This is a genomic window from Algorimicrobium algoritergicola (assembly GCF_008086165.1).
Lineage (GTDB): Bacteria > Bacteroidota > Bacteroidia > Flavobacteriales > Flavobacteriaceae > Algorimicrobium > Algorimicrobium algoritergicola.
On record NZ_VSKL01000001.1, the window covers coordinates 794,944 to 813,070 of the forward strand.

Consider the following 18,127-nt stretch of genomic DNA (forward strand, 5'->3'; position numbering starts at 1 on the left):
TTATCTGTACTTAAGATTTTTTTTAATTTTCAAGAAAAACGAATATTACAATTATAATGTAATTGAATATATAATTTATGAAGAACTTTTTTTCCCATCTTAAAGGTGATGCTTTTGGAGGTATTACAGCGGGTATTGTAGCATTACCATTAGCGTTAGCATTTGGAGTGTCATCTGGTCTTGGTCCAAGTGCAGGACTTTATGGTGCTATATTTTTAGCTTTTTTTGCCGCTCTTTTCGGAGGTACAAATACGCAAATTTCTGGGCCAACAGCACCAATGACAGCTGTAAGTATGGTACTTATCGCAGGATTATTGGCTATTCATGAAGGTGATGTAAGTAAATCTCTACCCATTATTTTAGCAGTTTTTCTTTTAGCTGGATTAATGCAAGTCGGTTTAGGAATATTTGGCTTCGGAAAATATATAAAGTATATTCCATATCCTGTAGTGTCTGGTTTTATGACGGCTATTGGTCTGATTATTATAATAACACAAATTCTTCCAGCCGTTGGTTATTATCCTGGACAAGATGAAGAATTAATTGAAAAGCATATGCCACATGCAGAAGAAATGCTTTTAAATGATATTTTAAAGGATGAAGCTGGTGAGGGTATTTTAGTGCTTGAAAATTTTAAAGAAACCATAAATCGAGCTGAAAAAATTACACTAGCTGATATGAAAAGTGAGGCTTCTATATTAGCGGCAAACTCGGCTTCTGGTGCATTAGGCTCGTTAAAAGCAATCCCAAGGGCGTTACAAAACATAAAATGGTTAGAATTTTTATTAGCACTTGGAACCATTCTTATTATTTATGGATTTAAACGAATAACAACAGCCATACCAAGTACGTTAGTAGCATTAGTGATAGTCTCCGGAATTGCCATGGGGTTTAATTTGGGATATACCCCAATTCAAAATATACCTGATGGATTTCCAATGCCCAACTTTGGAATATTTACCGAATTTGATTTTGGAAACCTAATGCCTTATTTCTTCACAGCTTTTACATTAGCGCTATTAGGTTCTATTGATTCTTTATTAACTAGTGTTGTGGCGGATAATGTAACCAAAACAAAACACAAACCTAATAAAGAACTAATAGGCCAAGGTATTGGTAATAGTATTGCTGCTATATTTGGAGGCTTACCAGGTGCAGGTGCAACAATTAGAACGGTTGTAAATATTAATGCTGGAGGAAAAACAAGATTGTCCGGGATGATTGCAGGCGTATTTCTTTTAGGTATTCTTTTAATACCAGGATTACCTGGTTTAGCTTCACAAATACCAGCCGCAGTATTAGCAGGAATATTAATTACAGTTGGTTTTGGAGTTATGGATTATAAAGGGTTAAAAGCTATTCCAGCACTTCCTAAAGATATTAAAATTGGCCCTGTTAAATTAAGTTCAGAAGTATTAATTATGCTTGTAGTGTTATTACTGTCTACTTTCTGGAATTTAGTTTATGCTGTAGGAATCGGATTGATAATTGCATCGTTATTATTTATGAAAAAAATAGGTGATTTAACCGCACAAAGATCAGATGTTAAGTCATTAATGAAAGAAAAAGCATGGGATGACGAAATGAGTTTCCCAGAGAAGTTAAAAGAAGAAGTCTTTATCAAGCATTTAAAAGGTCCTTTATTTTTTGGATCTACAAGCGATTTCCAAGGTTTAGCCGATCAAATCCCATCAACGGCAAAAACAGTCATTATTCGCTTAGGCCGCATGCAGTACATGGATCAATCAGGATTGTACGCGATGGAGGATGTACTTCACGATTTAAATAAAAATAAAATTACCGTTTTATTTGTTGGTTTATTAAAACAACCGAGATACATGATGGAACGCATTGATATTATTCCAGATTTAATTCCCAAAGAACACATCTTTAAAACCTTCACAGAGTGTACGCAATGGATTAAAGAAAATGTAAAAGACGATTATTAAATAAGCAAATTATGGATTTAAAAACAGTTTTCGATAATAATAAAGAGTGGATAAAAAATAAACTGGACGTTGACTCCAACTATTTTGAAGAATTAGGTGATGGGCAAAATCCGGAACTTTTATACATAGGATGTTCAGATAGTCGTGTTACAGCTGAAGAATTAATGGGGGCAGCTCCTGGAGAGGTTTTTGTACATAGAAATATTGCAAACATGGTTATTAGTATAGATTTGAATGTGATGTCTGTTATAAACTATGCCGTAGATCATCTTAAAGTTAAGCACGTTATTGTTTGTGGTCATTTTGGTTGTGGTGGTGTAAAAGCAGCCATGCAATCGGCAGATTTAGGTATTTTAAATCCGTGGTTACGTAATATTCGTGATGTGTATAGAATTCACAGGAATGAATTAAATGCCATTGAAAATGAAGAAAAGCGCTACGATAGGCTTGTAGAACTCAACGTTCAAGAACAGTGTGTTAACTTAATTAAAACGGCAGCTGTACAAAAAGCGATTCGCGAACGTGGCTTGGAAGTACACGGTTGGGTATTTGATATTCATACCGGAAAATTGATTGATTTAAAAATTGACTTTGTCAAATATCTCGAGGACATTCGGGAGATTTATCATTTAGATTAAAGAGAAAAAGCCGCTTCAATTGAAGCGACTTTTTTTATGGTTTAACATTCCGAAGAATGATGATATCTTATTGCAATAAACTGTAAACAAATTCAGGATGACCACGTTCACCATCAGCATTAGTTAATGCTAAAAATTTCAATTTGTATAAATTACCTTCTGTATCGTTAACTATGTAAAAAACATTTTCTTTTAAGGAAGGTAAAGTTCCTGGTCCACCACCATTTCTCCAGCTACTTCCAATAGAACGTTTATCGTTACTAAAGTTTGTATCCACGACATTGGCTAACGTAAAGTTTTCATAACTTAATTCGGTTTCTACATCGGTATCAATCATATAAGCGGTAGCATTTACTTTACTATTATTTACTACAAAATCGGTATAACCATAAGCGCCATATCCCGTAATTTCATTAGTAAATACGGTAAAGTTTAAATCCCATTCCGTTTTTGCAGGCTCCACGCTAACTTCAGATTCTGTATCAAAACTAAAAAACGTAAAATTATAGTTTGTGTTTTTAGAAATAGTAACGGTGTTATGCGTTGTAGCATCTAAATTAGCATATTGTAAAACGTAATCGTTTCCACTTTTAGTAACACGAATTTTTTTCCAGCCTCTTGGATTGCCTGAAACTTCTACGCTACCATTGGCTGGTGTTCCTGTACTTACTTCATAACCTAAATTAATTAAATATACATGGTTTGAAATAGCATCATCAGAAATAGCCTTGATAGCAGTTCCGTCAATATTACCAAAAGGCGCATCTATAAAGCCAGCACTAACATCTTCAAATGTACCTACTGCCACTTGCGGTTGTAAGGTTTGAACTTCAATTGATGATGCGTTTACAGCATCAATATCTGAAGCTGAAAGTTCAGCTACTGCCATATAAATAGATCCATTAATGGCAACTCTAAAATCGGAACCTGAATAAAAACCTAAATCCCACGTGTCTCGTTGTACAGATGTTGTCGTGTTTGTGCTCAAATCAATATAAACTTGATTTGGCTCGTTTGGGCCTCCAATTTGAGGTGCAATTGAAGCGCCTTCAATTACGACGTTAATGGGTCCTGATGGTGCATTGTCGTCGTCACTACTGCAACTAAAAGTAGTAAATAATGCGACAGTAAATAGCGCAGATAAAAATTTGTTAATCATAATATATATAGTGTTTAAAGGTTTAATTTATATAATAGTTTTAAATAAAATGAACGTCCGTAACCCAAGGTTAAATTTGAAGTGTTTCCGCTATGAGTACCTCCATTTGAACCAGAATCACGAATATCAACAGACGTAATATCTAGTAAGTTTCTGGCACCAAGAGTTACCTGAAATGTGTTTTTAAAAAATTCTTTTTTTAGGGATGCATCAAGCCAGCTGTAGCCATCAACAGTTTGTTGAGTAAAAATGTTATTCCCTTCATTATCTACATCACCATTAGCGGCAAAATCCTTTTGTTCGCCATTATACTTATATAACATGGTAAAGTAGGTGTCCCATTTTTGGACATAATATGTAGCGCTTGAATTTATTTGATAGGAGAACAAAAAGTCATCATTGGCATTAACTTCATCATCTAAAACTCTAGAAACCCCTTGGAGTGTGGCTCCTAAATTAAAAGTCCAATTATCCGCTTTTATACTGTTATTAAGTGTCGCGCCTATTAACTTATAGCTGTTAATGTTTATATATTGATATTGTAATGGTATTGTATTTACAATAGCCAAATCAATCTTGTCTTGTAATGATATGTAGTTTATTTTGAATTCATTAACCAAAGATAGGTCGTTGAACCAGCTCCGTTTTTTCACATTAAAAAAGGCGGTATAACCGTTTTCAGGTTTTAGGTTTTCATTCCCACGAACATCATGATTAGAATCTACAAAGTAATAATACAATTCTTCAAAACTTGGTGTTCTATACGAGCTTCCCAGTTCAGCACGTAGTTCAAAGCCATGTTCAAACAAGTAACGCGCACTTAAAGACCCTAAAAAGTTGGATTTGAAAAGGGAGTTATGGTCGTATCGCATTCCAGGTCTAACGGAAAACTTTTCGTTAAATCGGTATTCTCCAGAAGCATAACCTGCTAAACTAGATACCGATTGTAGTTTATCCAACTGTGTTTCATTACCCGAAGCCTGCGTATCAAAACCTTCAATATAGCGCAATTCGTAACCTAATTGAAAGTTGAATTTATCCGTCTTTATTAAATTATTAACGGCACCATTGGAGAAAAAGACTTTCGTAGATTGGTAGGTTTCATCTATTTCATTATCTTTTTCTTCGGTAAGAATATAATACGTGAAATCGTTTAAATTCCGTTCTTGCTGTTGGTAAGAAAAGGATGCTTTATAATTCATACCCGATTTTAATCGGCCTGATAAATTTAAATTATTTACAAACCGATTCGTTTTGTAAATCCTATCGTTTGTTGTTGGATTAATGGTTTGTGAAGCAACATCCGGATTGGTTCTAACGGATCGATTGTAAAAGTTTAGTTCTTCATTAAAATAATCAAATCGGTAGTTCAAGTTAAAGGCTTCAGACTGATAATTAACTAAAGCATTGGTGTTTATTTGTGTTTTTGGTAGCCATTCATACCCACGTAAATTATCTGTTCCGTAGTAATCTTTACCTTGCCTTTCACCAAAATAACCAGCAAACTGATTACGGTTAAAACCCACTCTAGCAAACCATTTATCATTAATATTGTGAGACACATTTACCAGCTGTATATGGCGTCCTTCATCAAACCAAGTGTACTCATTACCTACGGTCTCTTCTTGAATTCCCGTTTGAATTTCCCATTTCCCATCAATTGCTTTTTTGGTGATAATATTAATAACACCAGAAACGGCATTGGCGCCATATTCAACACCCATTGCACCTTCTACAATTTCTATACGCTCAATATCATCTAAATTTATTTGGGTTAAATCAATATTATTTCCAACGCCATTATCACTAACTAAAGGAATATTATCAATTAGAATGGTGAAATACTGCTGATCTAATCCAAAAAACGAAATATTAGATTTCCCGGTTTGGGCGCTGGGAAGGATGGTTAAATTTAAATTGAAGTTTAATAAATCAGCTATGTTATTAGCCGCCTGACTTTCAATTTGCTGCCTCGTGATTACGGTAACATTATGAACCGATTTTTTAATGGACTGTGGATTATACTGGCCAGTAATAACCACCTCACTTAATTGTTCTGTATTGGTAGAATCTGTTTCTATTTCTTGAGCAAAAATATACGAACTCAAAAAAAGCAGAAAAAAAAGTGAAAAGTTATTTTTATTTAGACTCATTCTTTATAGATTTGCTGCAAATATAAAATCTTATTTTAATTCAATCTAAATAAGAATAAAAAAATTTTAATTAATTTCAAGTAAAAAAATAAAACTCTAAAAATGAAACAAGTAGCCTTAACCACACTTTTATTAGTAGCATTATCCACACAAATTTATGCGCAATCCAAACTGCAACAGGATCAAAAAGCCATCAAAGACATGTGTGGTTGTTATGAAGTAAACTTTAATTTTGCGGAAACTTTTGAGTATTCTGGTGATTCAACTTACATGCCATCGGCAACAAAACATGATAAAGGAATAGAGTGGGTAGAGCTGGTTCAAGATGATGCCGATAAAATTGTCATGCAGCATTTATTGATTGTTGGATCTAAAGAGCGTCCATATATTGTAAAGCATTGGCGACAAGATTGGGAGTTTGAAAACACCAATTTATATGTTTATGACCATGATAACAAGTGGAACTTTGTAACACTTCCAAAAGAAGACGTGGCTGGTCAATGGACACAGCGCGTTTTTCAAGTTGATGATAGTCCGCGTTATGAAGGATCTGCCACTTGGGTTCATGTCGATGGAAAAAGTTATTGGGAAAATACCACAACAGCACCTTTAGCAAGACGAGAATATACAACACGTAGTGATTATAATGTAATGAATAGAACCAACAGACATGAAATTGTTGCCAACGGTTGGATTCATGATCAGGATAACGATAAGGTTATTCGTGAAACTGGAAAGGAAGACGTGATTTTGGCTCAAGAAAAAGGACATAATACCTACGTGAAAATTGACGATAGCGAATGTAAAGCGGCTCAAGACTATTGGGCAGAGAACAAGGAGAAATGGGTAATTGTTAGGGCTAAATGGGATGCTGTTTTTGCACGAAACACAGATTTAATGTTGGAAGAAAAAGTAGATAACAAAACCATGTTTAAATATTTATTGGATGATGAGAATTATAAAACATCTGAAACTATCAACCCAATTATTGATGCATTTGTAAAATAAGAATACTATGAAAAGTAAAACAATAATATCCGCCTTAATCCTTTTTTTTAGCCTTCAAAGCTTTGGGCAAGATAATGTGTTTTTGAATCGCGATTTTTGGAGCAACAAACCATCTGTAGAAGATGTTGATGCCCAAATAAAAGCTGGAAATGATATAACGCAAGCCAATAGTAATAATTTTGATGCCGTTGTGTTTGCTATTTTGCAAGATGCACCCAACAAAACCATTCATTACATTCAATCCTACAATGGAAATGACGTCAATAAATTAACCCATGACGGACGAACCTATATTTTTTGGGCCGCTTACAAAGGTAATACCGAAATCATGCAATACCTTTTAAAGAAAGGTGCCAAAACGGATATAACCGATGATAAAGGAAATACTATTTTAAATTTTGCAGCTGGTTCAGGACAAACCAATACCAAAGTATATGATATGTGTTTGGCACATGGTGCCAATTTAAAATCGGACCTTACACCGTCAGGAGCCAATGCACTACTACTTGCTGCACCTTTTGATACGGATTTTAAACTCATCAATTATTTTACATCTAAAGGCCTCGATATTCAAAGTGTGGACTCCAATGGGAATGGCGTTTTTAATTATGTTGCTAAAACTGGTAACAAGGAATTATTAAATCAATTAGTAGAGAAAGGTGTTAAAGGAAATAACCAAGCCTTTATTTTTGCTGCCCAAGGAACCCGGAGCCACACCAATGATTTAGACTTTTACACCTATTTAGAAGAAGTAGGATTAAACCCCAATACGTCTTCAAAAGAAGGCGAAACACCTTTGCATATTTTAGCGGCTCGTAGTAAAGATCTAGACTTGATACGCTATTTTATAAAAAAAGGAGTTGATGTAAATCAAGCGGATGCTGATGGAAATACAGCCTTCTTAAACGCAGCTTACCAAAATAATTTGGAAGTCATTACCATTCTTAACAAACAGGTAAAAGATATTAATGCGGTGAACAAGAAAGGTGAATCTGCATTAGCCTTAGCTCTTAAAAACAATACCTTTCAGGTGGTTGATTTCCTAATAGAAAACAAAGCAGAAGTTTCGGTTATTGATGCCAATGGAAACAATATTATAGCGTATGTTATGGAATCCTTTACTGTTAATAATCAAAAGGAGTTTGAACAAAAAATAGCCTTAATTAAAGCTAATGGAATAGATATTACCAAACCTCAAAAAAATGGAAATACGTTATTTCATTTAGCCGTTTTACAAAATAACTTGGATTTAGTAAAATGGGTAAACACCTATCCTGTTAATGTAAATGCAAAAAATAGTGAAGGTAATACAGCTCTGCATTTGGCTGCTATGCGTGCTAAAAATTCAGACATATTAAAATATTTAGTTTCAATAGGCGCTAAAACGGATGCGGTAACAGAATTTGATGAAACCGCTTTCGATTTGGCATCTGAAAATGAGATTCTAAAATCCAGTAAAAGCAATTTAGATTTTTTGAAGTAGTTAATTGAAAACCTGTTAGTCTTTCATCAACCTAGCAGGTTTTAGTAAAATTAGAAACCATGAAAATAAAACATATAATACTTGTTAGTTTTTTAACCTTTGGATTATTATCCTTTACAACCATTGCAGATTCTACCAAATACAAATGCATGATTCAAATGACGAATTATTCAGGTGAAGCCGCGTATGTCGTTGTTTCCCTAATCAATCCAGATGGCGAATACGAAAAAACCCTATACGTACAAGGAGATGATAGCGAATGGTATCATGATATGACGGACTGGTGGAAATTCTATGGAAAAAAACGCAGCAATATAGATGCCATTACTGGAGCAACTATTGCTGGAGGCGCCAGAACTATTAGTGTTATTGATATTGAAGATTCTAAAATTGACGCTGGTTATAGCATCCGATTTGAAACCGCCGTTGAAGATCAGGAATATTACACCAAAGATGTGGAATTTCCATTGACTTCTGAAACTGTAAAAAGCAAGAAAGAAGGCAGCGGATTTATTCGTTATGTTCGGATGATGCCAAATTAATTTTTTTGAACTTATAATTAATACGTTTGGTTTATGACCATTTCAATTTGGAGATACAGTCACCTTGCCTTGGCCGTGTCTTCTTTTGTTTTTATTCTTTTAGCCTCCATAACAGGAATTATTTTGGCGTTTCAGCCTATTTCTGAACAAATTCAACCTTTTAAATCGGCTGATTTTGAAACCATAACGGTAGCCGAAACTATTTCCACATTAAAGCAAACCTATCCGGAAATTATAGATGTTCAAATTGATGCTAATGATTTTGTTTTAGCTTCTGTAATTACCCATGAAGGCGACAGTAAAACTGGTTATATCAATCCGAAAAACGCTGAATTTCTTGGCGATAAAATAGATGTTTCACCATTTTTTCAATGGGTTACTAACTTCCATAGATCCTTATTTTTAAAAAGCACAGGACGCTTTTTTGTTGGTTTTTGTTCGTTCCTTTTATTTTTAATTGCGGTTTCGGGTTCTATTCTAATTGTAAAAAGACAACGTAGTTTTAAAAAGTTCTTTTCAAAAATTATCAATGAGAACTTTAATCAATATTGGCATATTGTTTTAGGACGTTTGTCTTTAATTCCCATAATTATTATCACCATTACAGGTGTGTATTTGTCTTTAGAGAAATTTGATTTACTACCAACTTCCAATACCACACACAATATTGATTTTGATGCTATTTCAGCTACACCAGAATTACCGGTTGAAGATTTCGCTGTGTTTAAAAACACACAGCTCTCTGAAGTTCGCGCCATAGAATTTCCGTTTTCTGATGATGTGGAAGATTATTACACCCTAGCATTAACTAATCAAGAAGTAGTAATTAATCAATTTACAGGTGAAATTTTAAGTAGAATTAAGTATCCGCCTGTTACTTTTTATTCCGAGTTAAGCCTGAATTTACATACGGGAAAAGGCAGTATTTTATGGTCTGTTATTTTAGCGCTTGCTACGGCAAACATCCTGTTTTTCATTTATTCAGGATTTGCTATGACGGTAAAACGCCGAAAATCTAAACTAAAAAATAAGTATAAAAAGGATGCATGTGAGTTTGTTATTCTAGTAGGATCAGAAAACGGAAGTACCTTACCGTTTGCTAATGTTTTACATGAGCAACTTTTAGAAGCTGGTAAAAAATCTTACATTACAGAATTGAATAATTATACAACTTTTAATAAGGCAGAACATCTAATTATTCTAACCGCAACCTATGGTCAAGGAGATCCACCAACCAATGGGACTAAATTTTTAGAGCTTTTAAAAACAACCCAACAGCCACGTACCTTACAATATTCCGTCGTTGGTTTTGGTTCTTATGCCTATGCTGATTTTTGCAAATTTGCCTTGGATGTAGATAAAGCTATGCAAACCGAATTCAAGCAATTTTTACCTGTTTTTACTATTAATGATAAATCGGTTGATGCTTTTAAACAATGGGCAAATTCGTGGACGGAAAAAATACATGTTCCTGTTCAAATTGTTGAAGAAAAATTAGTTGCTAAACCAAAATTAACCAATTCACTGACGGTTGTTCACAAAACAGACGTAGCGGATAATCCAGATCAAACATTTATACTGACACTGAAAGCCAAACAAGCCAAACGGTTTGTTTCTGGTGATTTGCTTGCCGTTTATCCAGCTAATGATTATCGGGAACGTCTATATTCTATTGGAAAAGTAGATGGACATATTCAATTAAGTGTGAAATATTACGACAATGGATTAGGTTCTAATTTTCTAAACGGTTTTAGTTTGGGCAGTACCTTTAAAGCACGCATTATTAATAATGCGGCTTTTCATTTTCCTAAAAAAGCACCACATGTCGTGATGATTGCTAATGGAACTGGTATTGCTCCATTTTTAGGAATGTTAAATGCAAACACCAAACTAAAAACAGTGCATTTGTATTTCGGATTACGGACCAACGAATCTTACAAATTATACAAATCGCAAATAGAAGGCTATTTAAATACTCAAAAATTAGCCCGTTTGGAATTAGCACTATCACGCGAAACCAATAATAATTATGTTCAAAATTTACTTTTAAGAGATTCTGAATTTATGGCAGCTACGCTAAAAAACAAAGGTGTTTTAATGTTATGTGGCTCATTAGCTATGCAAAACGATGTGCTCAAAACCTTGGAGCTTATTTGTGAAAAACACCAATTAGAAGGGCTGCATATCTATCAACAAAACGGACAAATTCAATCGGATTGCTATTAAGATTCTGGTATTAATTCTGCCTCAGTTGTTTCTTCCACTTCTTGATTTTCAGCTGATTTTATTACAAATGGAAAAATCATGGGAGCAATGGATTTTACGGGCTTGTAAAGTATAGCGTTTTCCGTATTTTCGTCATCTACAAAAGTAATCGTGGTATTCATAGCATCAAAAATATTGAGTAACACACTTAAAATTAATGCCATTTTCACCACACCAAAAAGCGCACCTAATAACTTATTTAAAATTCCTAAAGCAGCAAAATCCGCTAGTTTAGTCAAGGCTTTTCCTGCCAAAGCAATAACTAAAACAATCACAATAAAGGTGATGGCAAATGCAGCTACATTAATGGTTTTTTCATCCCAATCCACATAATCCATAAGTAATTCTGCTGCGTAAAAACTAAAGTGAATGGCACCATAAATTCCAGCAATTAAAGCGACTAGTGAGGCAATTTCAACAAAGAAACCTTTTAGAAACCCACGCACAAGTCCTAAACCTAAAAATGCCACTAAAATGATATCAATTACGGTCATATTACATTAGAATTTCGTCAAATATAAGTTAACTTTGTCAAAATAAAACTGAATTTGAAATTGAAGTTCGACTTCAAATTCATTTTCAACTTCAATTTAAAACATGTCTAGAGACGAACAATTAAAAGAACGATGGGAACAAGTAGTGCAAAAATTGTCTGCACAATTTGCTGATGGTGATAAACTGGATTTAGATGCTATAATTTATTTAATTGGTGTGCAAGAGCTAGGTCAGTTGGATAGAAAATTTAAAAAAGATCATAAATTAGATTTGATGCATATTGCTATTTGTCGCCTTTTGGAACCTTATGGTTATTATGAATTTGATTATTATGATGATGACAAATGGCCACATTATAAGGTGAAAGAACAATTGCCAGCCTTAAAAGCAGGTGAACAAAGTGTACTGATGAAAGAAGCTATTGTAAGTTATTTTATTGAAGTGGAGTATATAAAATAAGAATTATTAAATTTGCACTCATTTTCAATGAAATCATGATAGATAAGATAAAAGAATTAATTGCCGAAGCAGAAGCATTTCAAGCAAAATCTAAAGAGGAAGTCGAAGCATTTCGAATTAAATTTTTAGGAAAAAAAGGCGTGCTTAATGATTATTTTAAGGAGTTTAAAAACGTAGCTAACGATCAGAAAAAGGAGTTTGGTCAGGTTATTAATGCGCTTAAAAAAACAGCAGAAGATAAAGTAGCAGCACTTAAGGAGGATCTGGAAAACAATGAGGAATCGGCCGGTTCGTTTGATGACTTATCTCGTCCAGGCGATCCAATTGAAATTGGTGCAAGGCACCCTATTTCATTAGTAAAAAATCAGATTATTGATATTTTTTCACGCATTGGTTTTAATGTTAGTGAGGGTCCAGAAATTGAAGATGATTGGCATAACTTTACCGCGTTAAATTTGCCAGAATACCATCCAGCACGAGATATGCAGGATACCTTTTTTATACAAACAGATCCAGACATTTTATTACGTACACATACCAGTTCGGTACAGGTGCGTTATATGGAAAACAATAAACCACCTATTCGGACAATTTCTCCAGGTCGTGTGTATAGAAATGAAGCAATTTCATCGCGATCGCATTGTTTTTTCCACCAAGTTGAAGGTTTATATATTGATAAAGACGTGAGTTTTTCCGATTTAAAACAAACCCTTCAATATTTTACAACTGAAATGTTTGGAAAAAGTAAAATTCGTTTACGTCCATCCTACTTTCCGTTTACAGAACCGAGTGCTGAAGTAGATGTGTATTGGGGATTGGAAACCGAAACCGATTACCGTATTACTAAAGGAACCGGCTGGTTGGAAATTATGGGTTGCGGTATGGTAGATCCTAATGTATTGGAAAACTGTGGTATAGACTCTAAAGAGTATTCCGGTTTTGCCTTTGGAATGGGGATTGATCGCATTGCGATGCTATTGCACCAAATTAGTGATATTAGATTATTAAGTGAGAACGATGTCCGCTTTTTAGAGCAGTTTAAAAGTGCGTTATAATCCATTAACATTACTTTATTATAGATTTGAAAACCGATAACACTATCGGTTTTTTTATTTAACTTTTTTTTAACTTCGATTAGTTCTGATTGTTCCGAACTAGTATTATTTTTGTGCCAAATTATTAAGCAATGACTAACGAAATTTGTAATCAAAAGCAGAGACTTGTAGAAAAGCTAGGTGTCGCTATTGAGCAAAAGGACCAATTAGCTCCTATAGCAGCTCGTATTTTGTCTTATATCATACTTACTGGAAAGGTGGGAAGCACATTTGAAGACCTAGTGTCTAATTTATGTGCTAGTAAAAGTACAATTTCTACACACCTCAATCATTTGGCAGATATGAAGAAACTGCTTTATTTTACCAAGCCAGGGGACAGGAAAAAATACTACACCATCAATCATGACAATATTATGATAAGTATAGAGGCTATGATTGAATCTTGGAATTCACAAAAAGAACTGCATTTAGAAATTCGAGACTATAAAAAAGAAGCAAACAGGTTAGGAAAGGACGAAACTTCAAAATTTGAACTCGATTTCCATGAGGATTATATCAAGTTTTTGGAAGAAGCCACACAATCCATTTCAAAATTAAAATCAAATATAATAGAAAAAAAACATAAATTTTAACGACATACTAATGAAACATAGATACCTCCCATTTATATTCTCTTTCGGATTTTTAGTCCTTTTTTCCAGTTGTGGAGATAAACAAGAGCAAGCGACACCGCAAACACAAGGCCCCTCGCCTTTTCAAGTGACTACAATTCCTCAAAAAACAGTAACAGGGTATACTACTTATCCAACGAGTATTGAAGGCGTTAATAACAGTGAAGTGCGTCCAAAAATTTCAGGTTATATTACAGATGTGTTAGTGGACGAAGGTCAGAAAGTAAGAAAGGGACAAATCCTTTTCAAACTAGAAACCCAGATGCTTAACCAAGATGCCGCCGCCGGTATGGCCAATGTGAATGCGGCTCAAGTGGAAGTTGATAAATTGATTCCCTTGGTTGAAAAAAACATTATCAGCAATGTGCAATTGGAAACCGCCAAGGCCAAGCTTGCGCAGGCAAAAGCGGGCTATAACAGTATCGCCGCCAGTATTGATTATGCAAACATCAAAAGCCCAGTGGACGGCCATGTGGGCGCCATTGCTTTCCGAACCGGGGCGTTGGTCAGTCCTAATGATCCCACGCCTTTGACAACGGTTTCAGAAACCAGAGAAGTATATGCTTTTTTTGCAATGAACGAACGCGATTATTTGAATTTTATCCAAATCGCAAAAGGGGAAACACTTTCCGAAAAAATCAAAAATTTTCCGCCCGTGGAACTGCAATTAGTCAACGATGAAATTTACGACGAAAAAGGAACCATTGAAACCGTAACGGGCCAGATAGACCCGTCAACGGGAACGGTGAGTTTTAGGGCCGTGTTTAAAAACCCAAATAGGTTTTTAGCCAACGGGAACAGTGGGAAAATAAGGATTCCAAAAACGTATACGGATGTTGTTGTCGTGCCCGAAGTTGCTTCATATGAACAACAGGGCAAGGTGTATGTTTACCGTGTTCAGGGCGATACACTGGCAGTTTCCACTATTGTTGGGGTAAAAGACCGCATAGATAATATGATCGTGGTAAGTTCCGGAATTGAAGCCGGTGATAAAATAGTAGCCGGTGGTGTGGGGAAACTCCGCAATAATACGCCTATAGTTCCCCAGCCCGTTGTTTTTGACAGTATTGTAAAATCCAATAAACCCGTTTTTAATTAAATAACCCATGTTAAAGAAATTTATAGACAGGCCTGTATTGGCTTCAGTTGTTTCCATTGTTATATTAATATTGGGGGTATTGGGAATTACCGCATTGCCCGTTACCCAATATCCGGACATTGCGCCGCCCACCGTTCAGGTTTCGGCTAATTATCCCGGGGCAAATGCCGAAACTGTTCTCGAAAGTGTCATAATCCCCATTGAAGAACAGATAAATGGGGTTGAAGGAATGACGTACATAACTTCAACGGCCAGCAATAATGGAAGCGCAAGTATCCAAGTGTTTTTTGAACAGGGCGTTGATCCAGATATTGCTTCTGTAAACGTGCAAAACCGCGTGGCACGAGCCACCCCATTGCTTCCAAGAGAAGTAACACAATCCGGGGTTACCACACAAAAACAACAAACCAGTGCGTTGATGTTTTTAACCGTGTTGTCGGAAAATGAAGATTATGACGCTACCTATATTCAGAATTATCTGAACATTAATGTTATCCCCGAAATAAAAAGAATCAATGGCGTGGGCGATGCCAGTGTGTTTGGATCAAAAAATTATGCCATGCGAATTTGGTTACAGCCGGAAAAACTGGCGGCATACAACCTTATTCCAACCGACGTAATTGCCTCCATTAATGAACAAAGTTTGGAAGCCGCAGCCGGTGCATTGGGTCAAAACAATGCCGAGTCTTTTGAATATGTCATAAAATATGGCGGACGCTATACCACCGAAGCAGAATATGGAGATATTATTATAACAGCATTGGACAACGGTCAGTTTTTACGCCTAAAAGATGTTGCTGACATTAAACTTGATGCAGAAGGATATACTGTTCAGTCCTATACCAATGGGTTTCCGGGGGTAAGTATGGCAATATATCAAACACCAGGTTCCAATGCCCAGGAAATTATTGAGAATATCCATGTAAAGATGGCTGAGCTTGAAGGTAATTTTCCTACGGGATTAAAAACGATGGTTAATTTTGATACCAATGAATTTTTGGAAGCTTCTATCAACAAAGTTTTGATAACTCTGTTGGAAGCGTTTATTCTGGTTTTTATCGTAGTATTTATTTTTCTTCAGGATTTTAGATCCACGTTGATCCCGGCTATTGCTGTTCCGGTTTCCATTATTGGTACTTTTTTCTTTCTTAATTTATTCGGATATTCTATAAACCTCCTTACGTTGTTTGCTTTGGTGCTAGCCATCGGGATTGTGGTGGACGACGCCATTGTAGTGGTCGAAGCCGTCCACGCCAAGCTGGAAGAGGGCGCCGAAAACGCCAACAAAGCCACGCACAATGCTATGGAAGAAATAACAGGGGCTATTATTTCGATTACTTTGGTAATGGCTGCAGTGTTTATTCCTGTAACTTTTATTGAAGGCCCTACGGGTGTTTTCTATGAACAATTTGGCGTTACCTTAATGGTTGCCATCGCCATTTCTGCTGTAAATGCACTAACGTTAAGTCCTGCACTTTGTGCTTTGCTTCTGAAACCTCATCATGAAAAAGCAGGTAAGAAAAAAGGATTTATAAAAAGGTTCTTCACCACCTTCAATGTCGCTTTTGATGTCACCACCAAAAAATATGTCCGGTCCCTCGGGTTTTTGTACAAACATAAATGGATAACCGGGGTTGTTATCCTGGTTTCCATAGTTGGGATACTTTGGGCTTCGTCCACCACCCCTACCGGGTTTGTGCCAAATGAGGACAGGGGAATTGTATTCGTGAACGTTGAACTTCCGCCCGGGGCTTCTTTAGAACGAACGATAGAAGTTACCAAAGGTCTTGCCAATAAGGTCAAGGATATTCCTGGCGTTAGCGATGTTTCCATGATTAACGGGTTTAGTTTCATTGGTGGCGCAGGAAGCAATTTCGCCCTAGGTTTTGTAAAATTAAGCCCATTCGATGAAAGAGGCGATGATGCCATGTCCGCCGACGCAATTACTGGGCAACTGTTTCAAACTGCCGCACAAATCCCAGATGCCAATATGTTGTTCTTTGCCCCACCCAGCGTTCCCGGATTTGGAATTTCTTCTGGCTTCGAAATGCAGGTATTGGATAGATTTGGCGGCGAGTTTACCGCCCTGGATGATGCCACCCAAAATTATTTAAGGGAACTTTCCGCCCGGCCCGAAATTTTATATGCACAGAGTTCTTTCAACACAAATTACCCGCAATATGAAATTGATTTAAACGTGCCCAAAGCCAAAGAAGCTGGCGTTTCCATCAGCAGTATCTTCTCAACTTTACAAGGTTATATAGGAAGTGTTTATGCTGCGGATTTTGCTCGTTTCGGAAAACAATACAGGGTATATGTTCAAGCGATGCCCGAAGACAGAGCTATTGCGGGAGATCTTAATTCGATGTTTGTAAGGAATGGCCAAGGAAAAATGGCACCCATTACTGAATTCGTTAGCCTAAAAAGGGTGTATGGACCTCAATCAGTGAATCGGTTTAACCTCTTTAATTCTGCAAGTATAAGCGGTGCTGCCGCTCCGGGATATTCTTCGGGAGATGCCATTAAAGCCGTGCAGGAAGTAGGCACCGGTTCGTTGCCAGCAAATTATGATATTGCTTTCTCGGGGCTTACCCGTGAGGAAATTTCGGCGGGAAACCAAACCCTTTTCATCTTTATGTTGTGCATCGTGTTTGTGTATTTCATTCTTGCTGGTCAGTATGAAAGCTTCCTTCTACCGCTTTCCGTACTCTTTTCGCTTCCCGTTGGGGTAATGGGGGCTTATGTTTCCACAAAATTAATGGGTCTTGAAAATAATGTGTATTTTCAAATTGCGCTCATTATGCTGCTGGGACTGCTCGCCAAAAACGCCATTCTTATTGTGGAATTCGCTATCCAGCGTCGAAAGGCCGGAATGAATTTGGTGGAGTCCGCTTTTGAAGCGGCAAAGGTCCGACTACGGCCTATTTTGATGACCTCATTTGCCTTTATTTTTGGGTTGATGCCGTTGGTCTTTGCCGGCGGGATTGGTGCATCGGGCAACAGGTCCATTGGTACCGGGGCTGTGGGTGGTTTGTTAATTGGAACCATTTTTGGAGTTTTTATTATTCCGATTTTATTTATTTTCTTCCAATGGTTGCAAGAAAAAATAACGGGTGCTCCAGTTGTTGTTAATGAAGAAATAAAAGAATAA

14 protein-coding genes are annotated in these 18,127 nt (G+C 36.2%); 11 read left to right on the forward strand and 3 right to left on the reverse strand.

Annotated features, from left to right (window positions below; genetic code table 11):
* Nucleotides 1-77: 77 nt before the first annotated feature.
* Nucleotides 78-1,949 carry a SulP family inorganic anion transporter gene (locus ES675_RS03745; protein WP_066247313.1) on the forward strand — a complete coding sequence of 624 codons (1,872 nt, stop codon included), beginning with the start codon at nucleotides 78-80 and terminating at the stop codon, nucleotides 1,947-1,949.
* A gap of 11 nt (nucleotides 1,950-1,960) precedes the next feature.
* On the forward strand, nucleotides 1,961-2,587 hold the full coding sequence (locus ES675_RS03750; RefSeq protein ID WP_066247317.1) for a carbonic anhydrase: 627 nt from the start codon (nucleotides 1,961-1,963) through the stop codon (nucleotides 2,585-2,587).
* A 67-nt stretch (nucleotides 2,588-2,654) separates the two neighbouring features.
* Here ES675_RS03750 and ES675_RS03755 read toward each other — a convergent pair whose 3' ends face one another.
* On the reverse strand, nucleotides 2,655-3,746 hold the full coding sequence (locus ES675_RS03755; RefSeq protein ID WP_066247322.1) for an HmuY family protein: 1,092 nt from the start codon (nucleotides 3,744-3,746) through the stop codon (nucleotides 2,655-2,657).
* Nucleotides 3,747-3,760: 14 nt separating this feature from the next.
* Nucleotides 3,761-5,899, reverse strand: a complete 2,139-nt coding sequence (locus ES675_RS03760; protein WP_066247325.1) for a TonB-dependent receptor plug domain-containing protein — start codon at nucleotides 5,897-5,899, stop codon at nucleotides 3,761-3,763.
* A 102-nt stretch (nucleotides 5,900-6,001) separates the two neighbouring features.
* On the opposite strand from ES675_RS03760, the gene ES675_RS03765 reads away from it, so the two are divergent.
* From ES675_RS03765 to ES675_RS03780, 4 genes are read left to right on the forward strand one after another with little or no spacing between them, the layout of a single operon-like run.
* The gene (locus ES675_RS03765) at nucleotides 6,002-6,907 is read left to right on the forward strand and encodes a DUF6607 family protein (RefSeq protein ID WP_066247327.1); all 906 of its coding nucleotides are present in this window, start codon (nucleotides 6,002-6,004) and stop codon (nucleotides 6,905-6,907) included.
* 7 nt (nucleotides 6,908-6,914) lie between these two features.
* On the forward strand, nucleotides 6,915-8,390 hold the full coding sequence (locus ES675_RS03770) for an ankyrin repeat domain-containing protein (RefSeq protein WP_066247330.1): 1,476 nt from the start codon (nucleotides 6,915-6,917) through the stop codon (nucleotides 8,388-8,390).
* Nucleotides 8,391-8,449: 59 nt separating this feature from the next.
* On the forward strand, nucleotides 8,450-8,932 hold the full coding sequence (locus ES675_RS03775; RefSeq protein ID WP_066247333.1) for a DUF2271 domain-containing protein: 483 nt from the start codon (nucleotides 8,450-8,452) through the stop codon (nucleotides 8,930-8,932).
* Between the two features lie 33 nt (nucleotides 8,933-8,965).
* Nucleotides 8,966-11,158 carry a PepSY domain-containing protein gene (locus ES675_RS03780; RefSeq protein WP_066247336.1) on the forward strand — a complete coding sequence of 731 codons (2,193 nt, stop codon included), beginning with the start codon at nucleotides 8,966-8,968 and terminating at the stop codon, nucleotides 11,156-11,158.
* Here ES675_RS03780 and ES675_RS03785 read toward each other — a convergent pair.
* Nucleotides 11,155-11,691, reverse strand: a complete 537-nt coding sequence (locus tag ES675_RS03785) for a CvpA family protein (RefSeq protein ID WP_066247339.1) — start codon at nucleotides 11,689-11,691, stop codon at nucleotides 11,155-11,157. The two genes, ES675_RS03780 and ES675_RS03785, sit on opposite strands and share 4 nt — an antisense overlap.
* 103 nt (nucleotides 11,692-11,794) lie before the next feature.
* On the opposite strand from ES675_RS03785, the gene ES675_RS03790 reads away from it, so the two are divergent.
* The 5 genes from ES675_RS03790 to ES675_RS03810 all read left to right on the forward strand — a co-directional run bounded on the left by ES675_RS03790 (nucleotide 11,795) and on the right by ES675_RS03810 (nucleotide 18,127).
* Nucleotides 11,795-12,151 (forward strand): hypothetical protein, encoded by a 357-nt coding sequence (locus ES675_RS03790; RefSeq protein ID WP_066247341.1) that lies wholly within the window; start codon nucleotides 11,795-11,797, stop codon nucleotides 12,149-12,151.
* Nucleotides 12,152-12,186: 35 nt separating this feature from the next.
* Nucleotides 12,187-13,206, forward strand: a complete 1,020-nt coding sequence (pheS, locus tag ES675_RS03795; RefSeq protein WP_066247343.1) for a phenylalanine--tRNA ligase subunit alpha — start codon at nucleotides 12,187-12,189, stop codon at nucleotides 13,204-13,206.
* Between the two features lie 131 nt (nucleotides 13,207-13,337).
* On the forward strand, nucleotides 13,338-13,838 hold the full coding sequence (locus tag ES675_RS03800; RefSeq protein WP_066247347.1) for a GbsR/MarR family transcriptional regulator: 501 nt from the start codon (nucleotides 13,338-13,340) through the stop codon (nucleotides 13,836-13,838).
* 10 nt (nucleotides 13,839-13,848) lie between these two features.
* Nucleotides 13,849-14,976 carry an efflux RND transporter periplasmic adaptor subunit gene (locus tag ES675_RS03805; RefSeq protein WP_066247351.1) on the forward strand — a complete coding sequence of 376 codons (1,128 nt, stop codon included), beginning with the start codon at nucleotides 13,849-13,851 and terminating at the stop codon, nucleotides 14,974-14,976.
* A gap of 7 nt (nucleotides 14,977-14,983) precedes the next feature.
* Nucleotides 14,984-18,127: an efflux RND transporter permease subunit gene (locus ES675_RS03810; protein WP_066247355.1), complete on the forward strand. Its 3,144-nt coding sequence runs from the start codon at nucleotides 14,984-14,986 to the stop codon at nucleotides 18,125-18,127.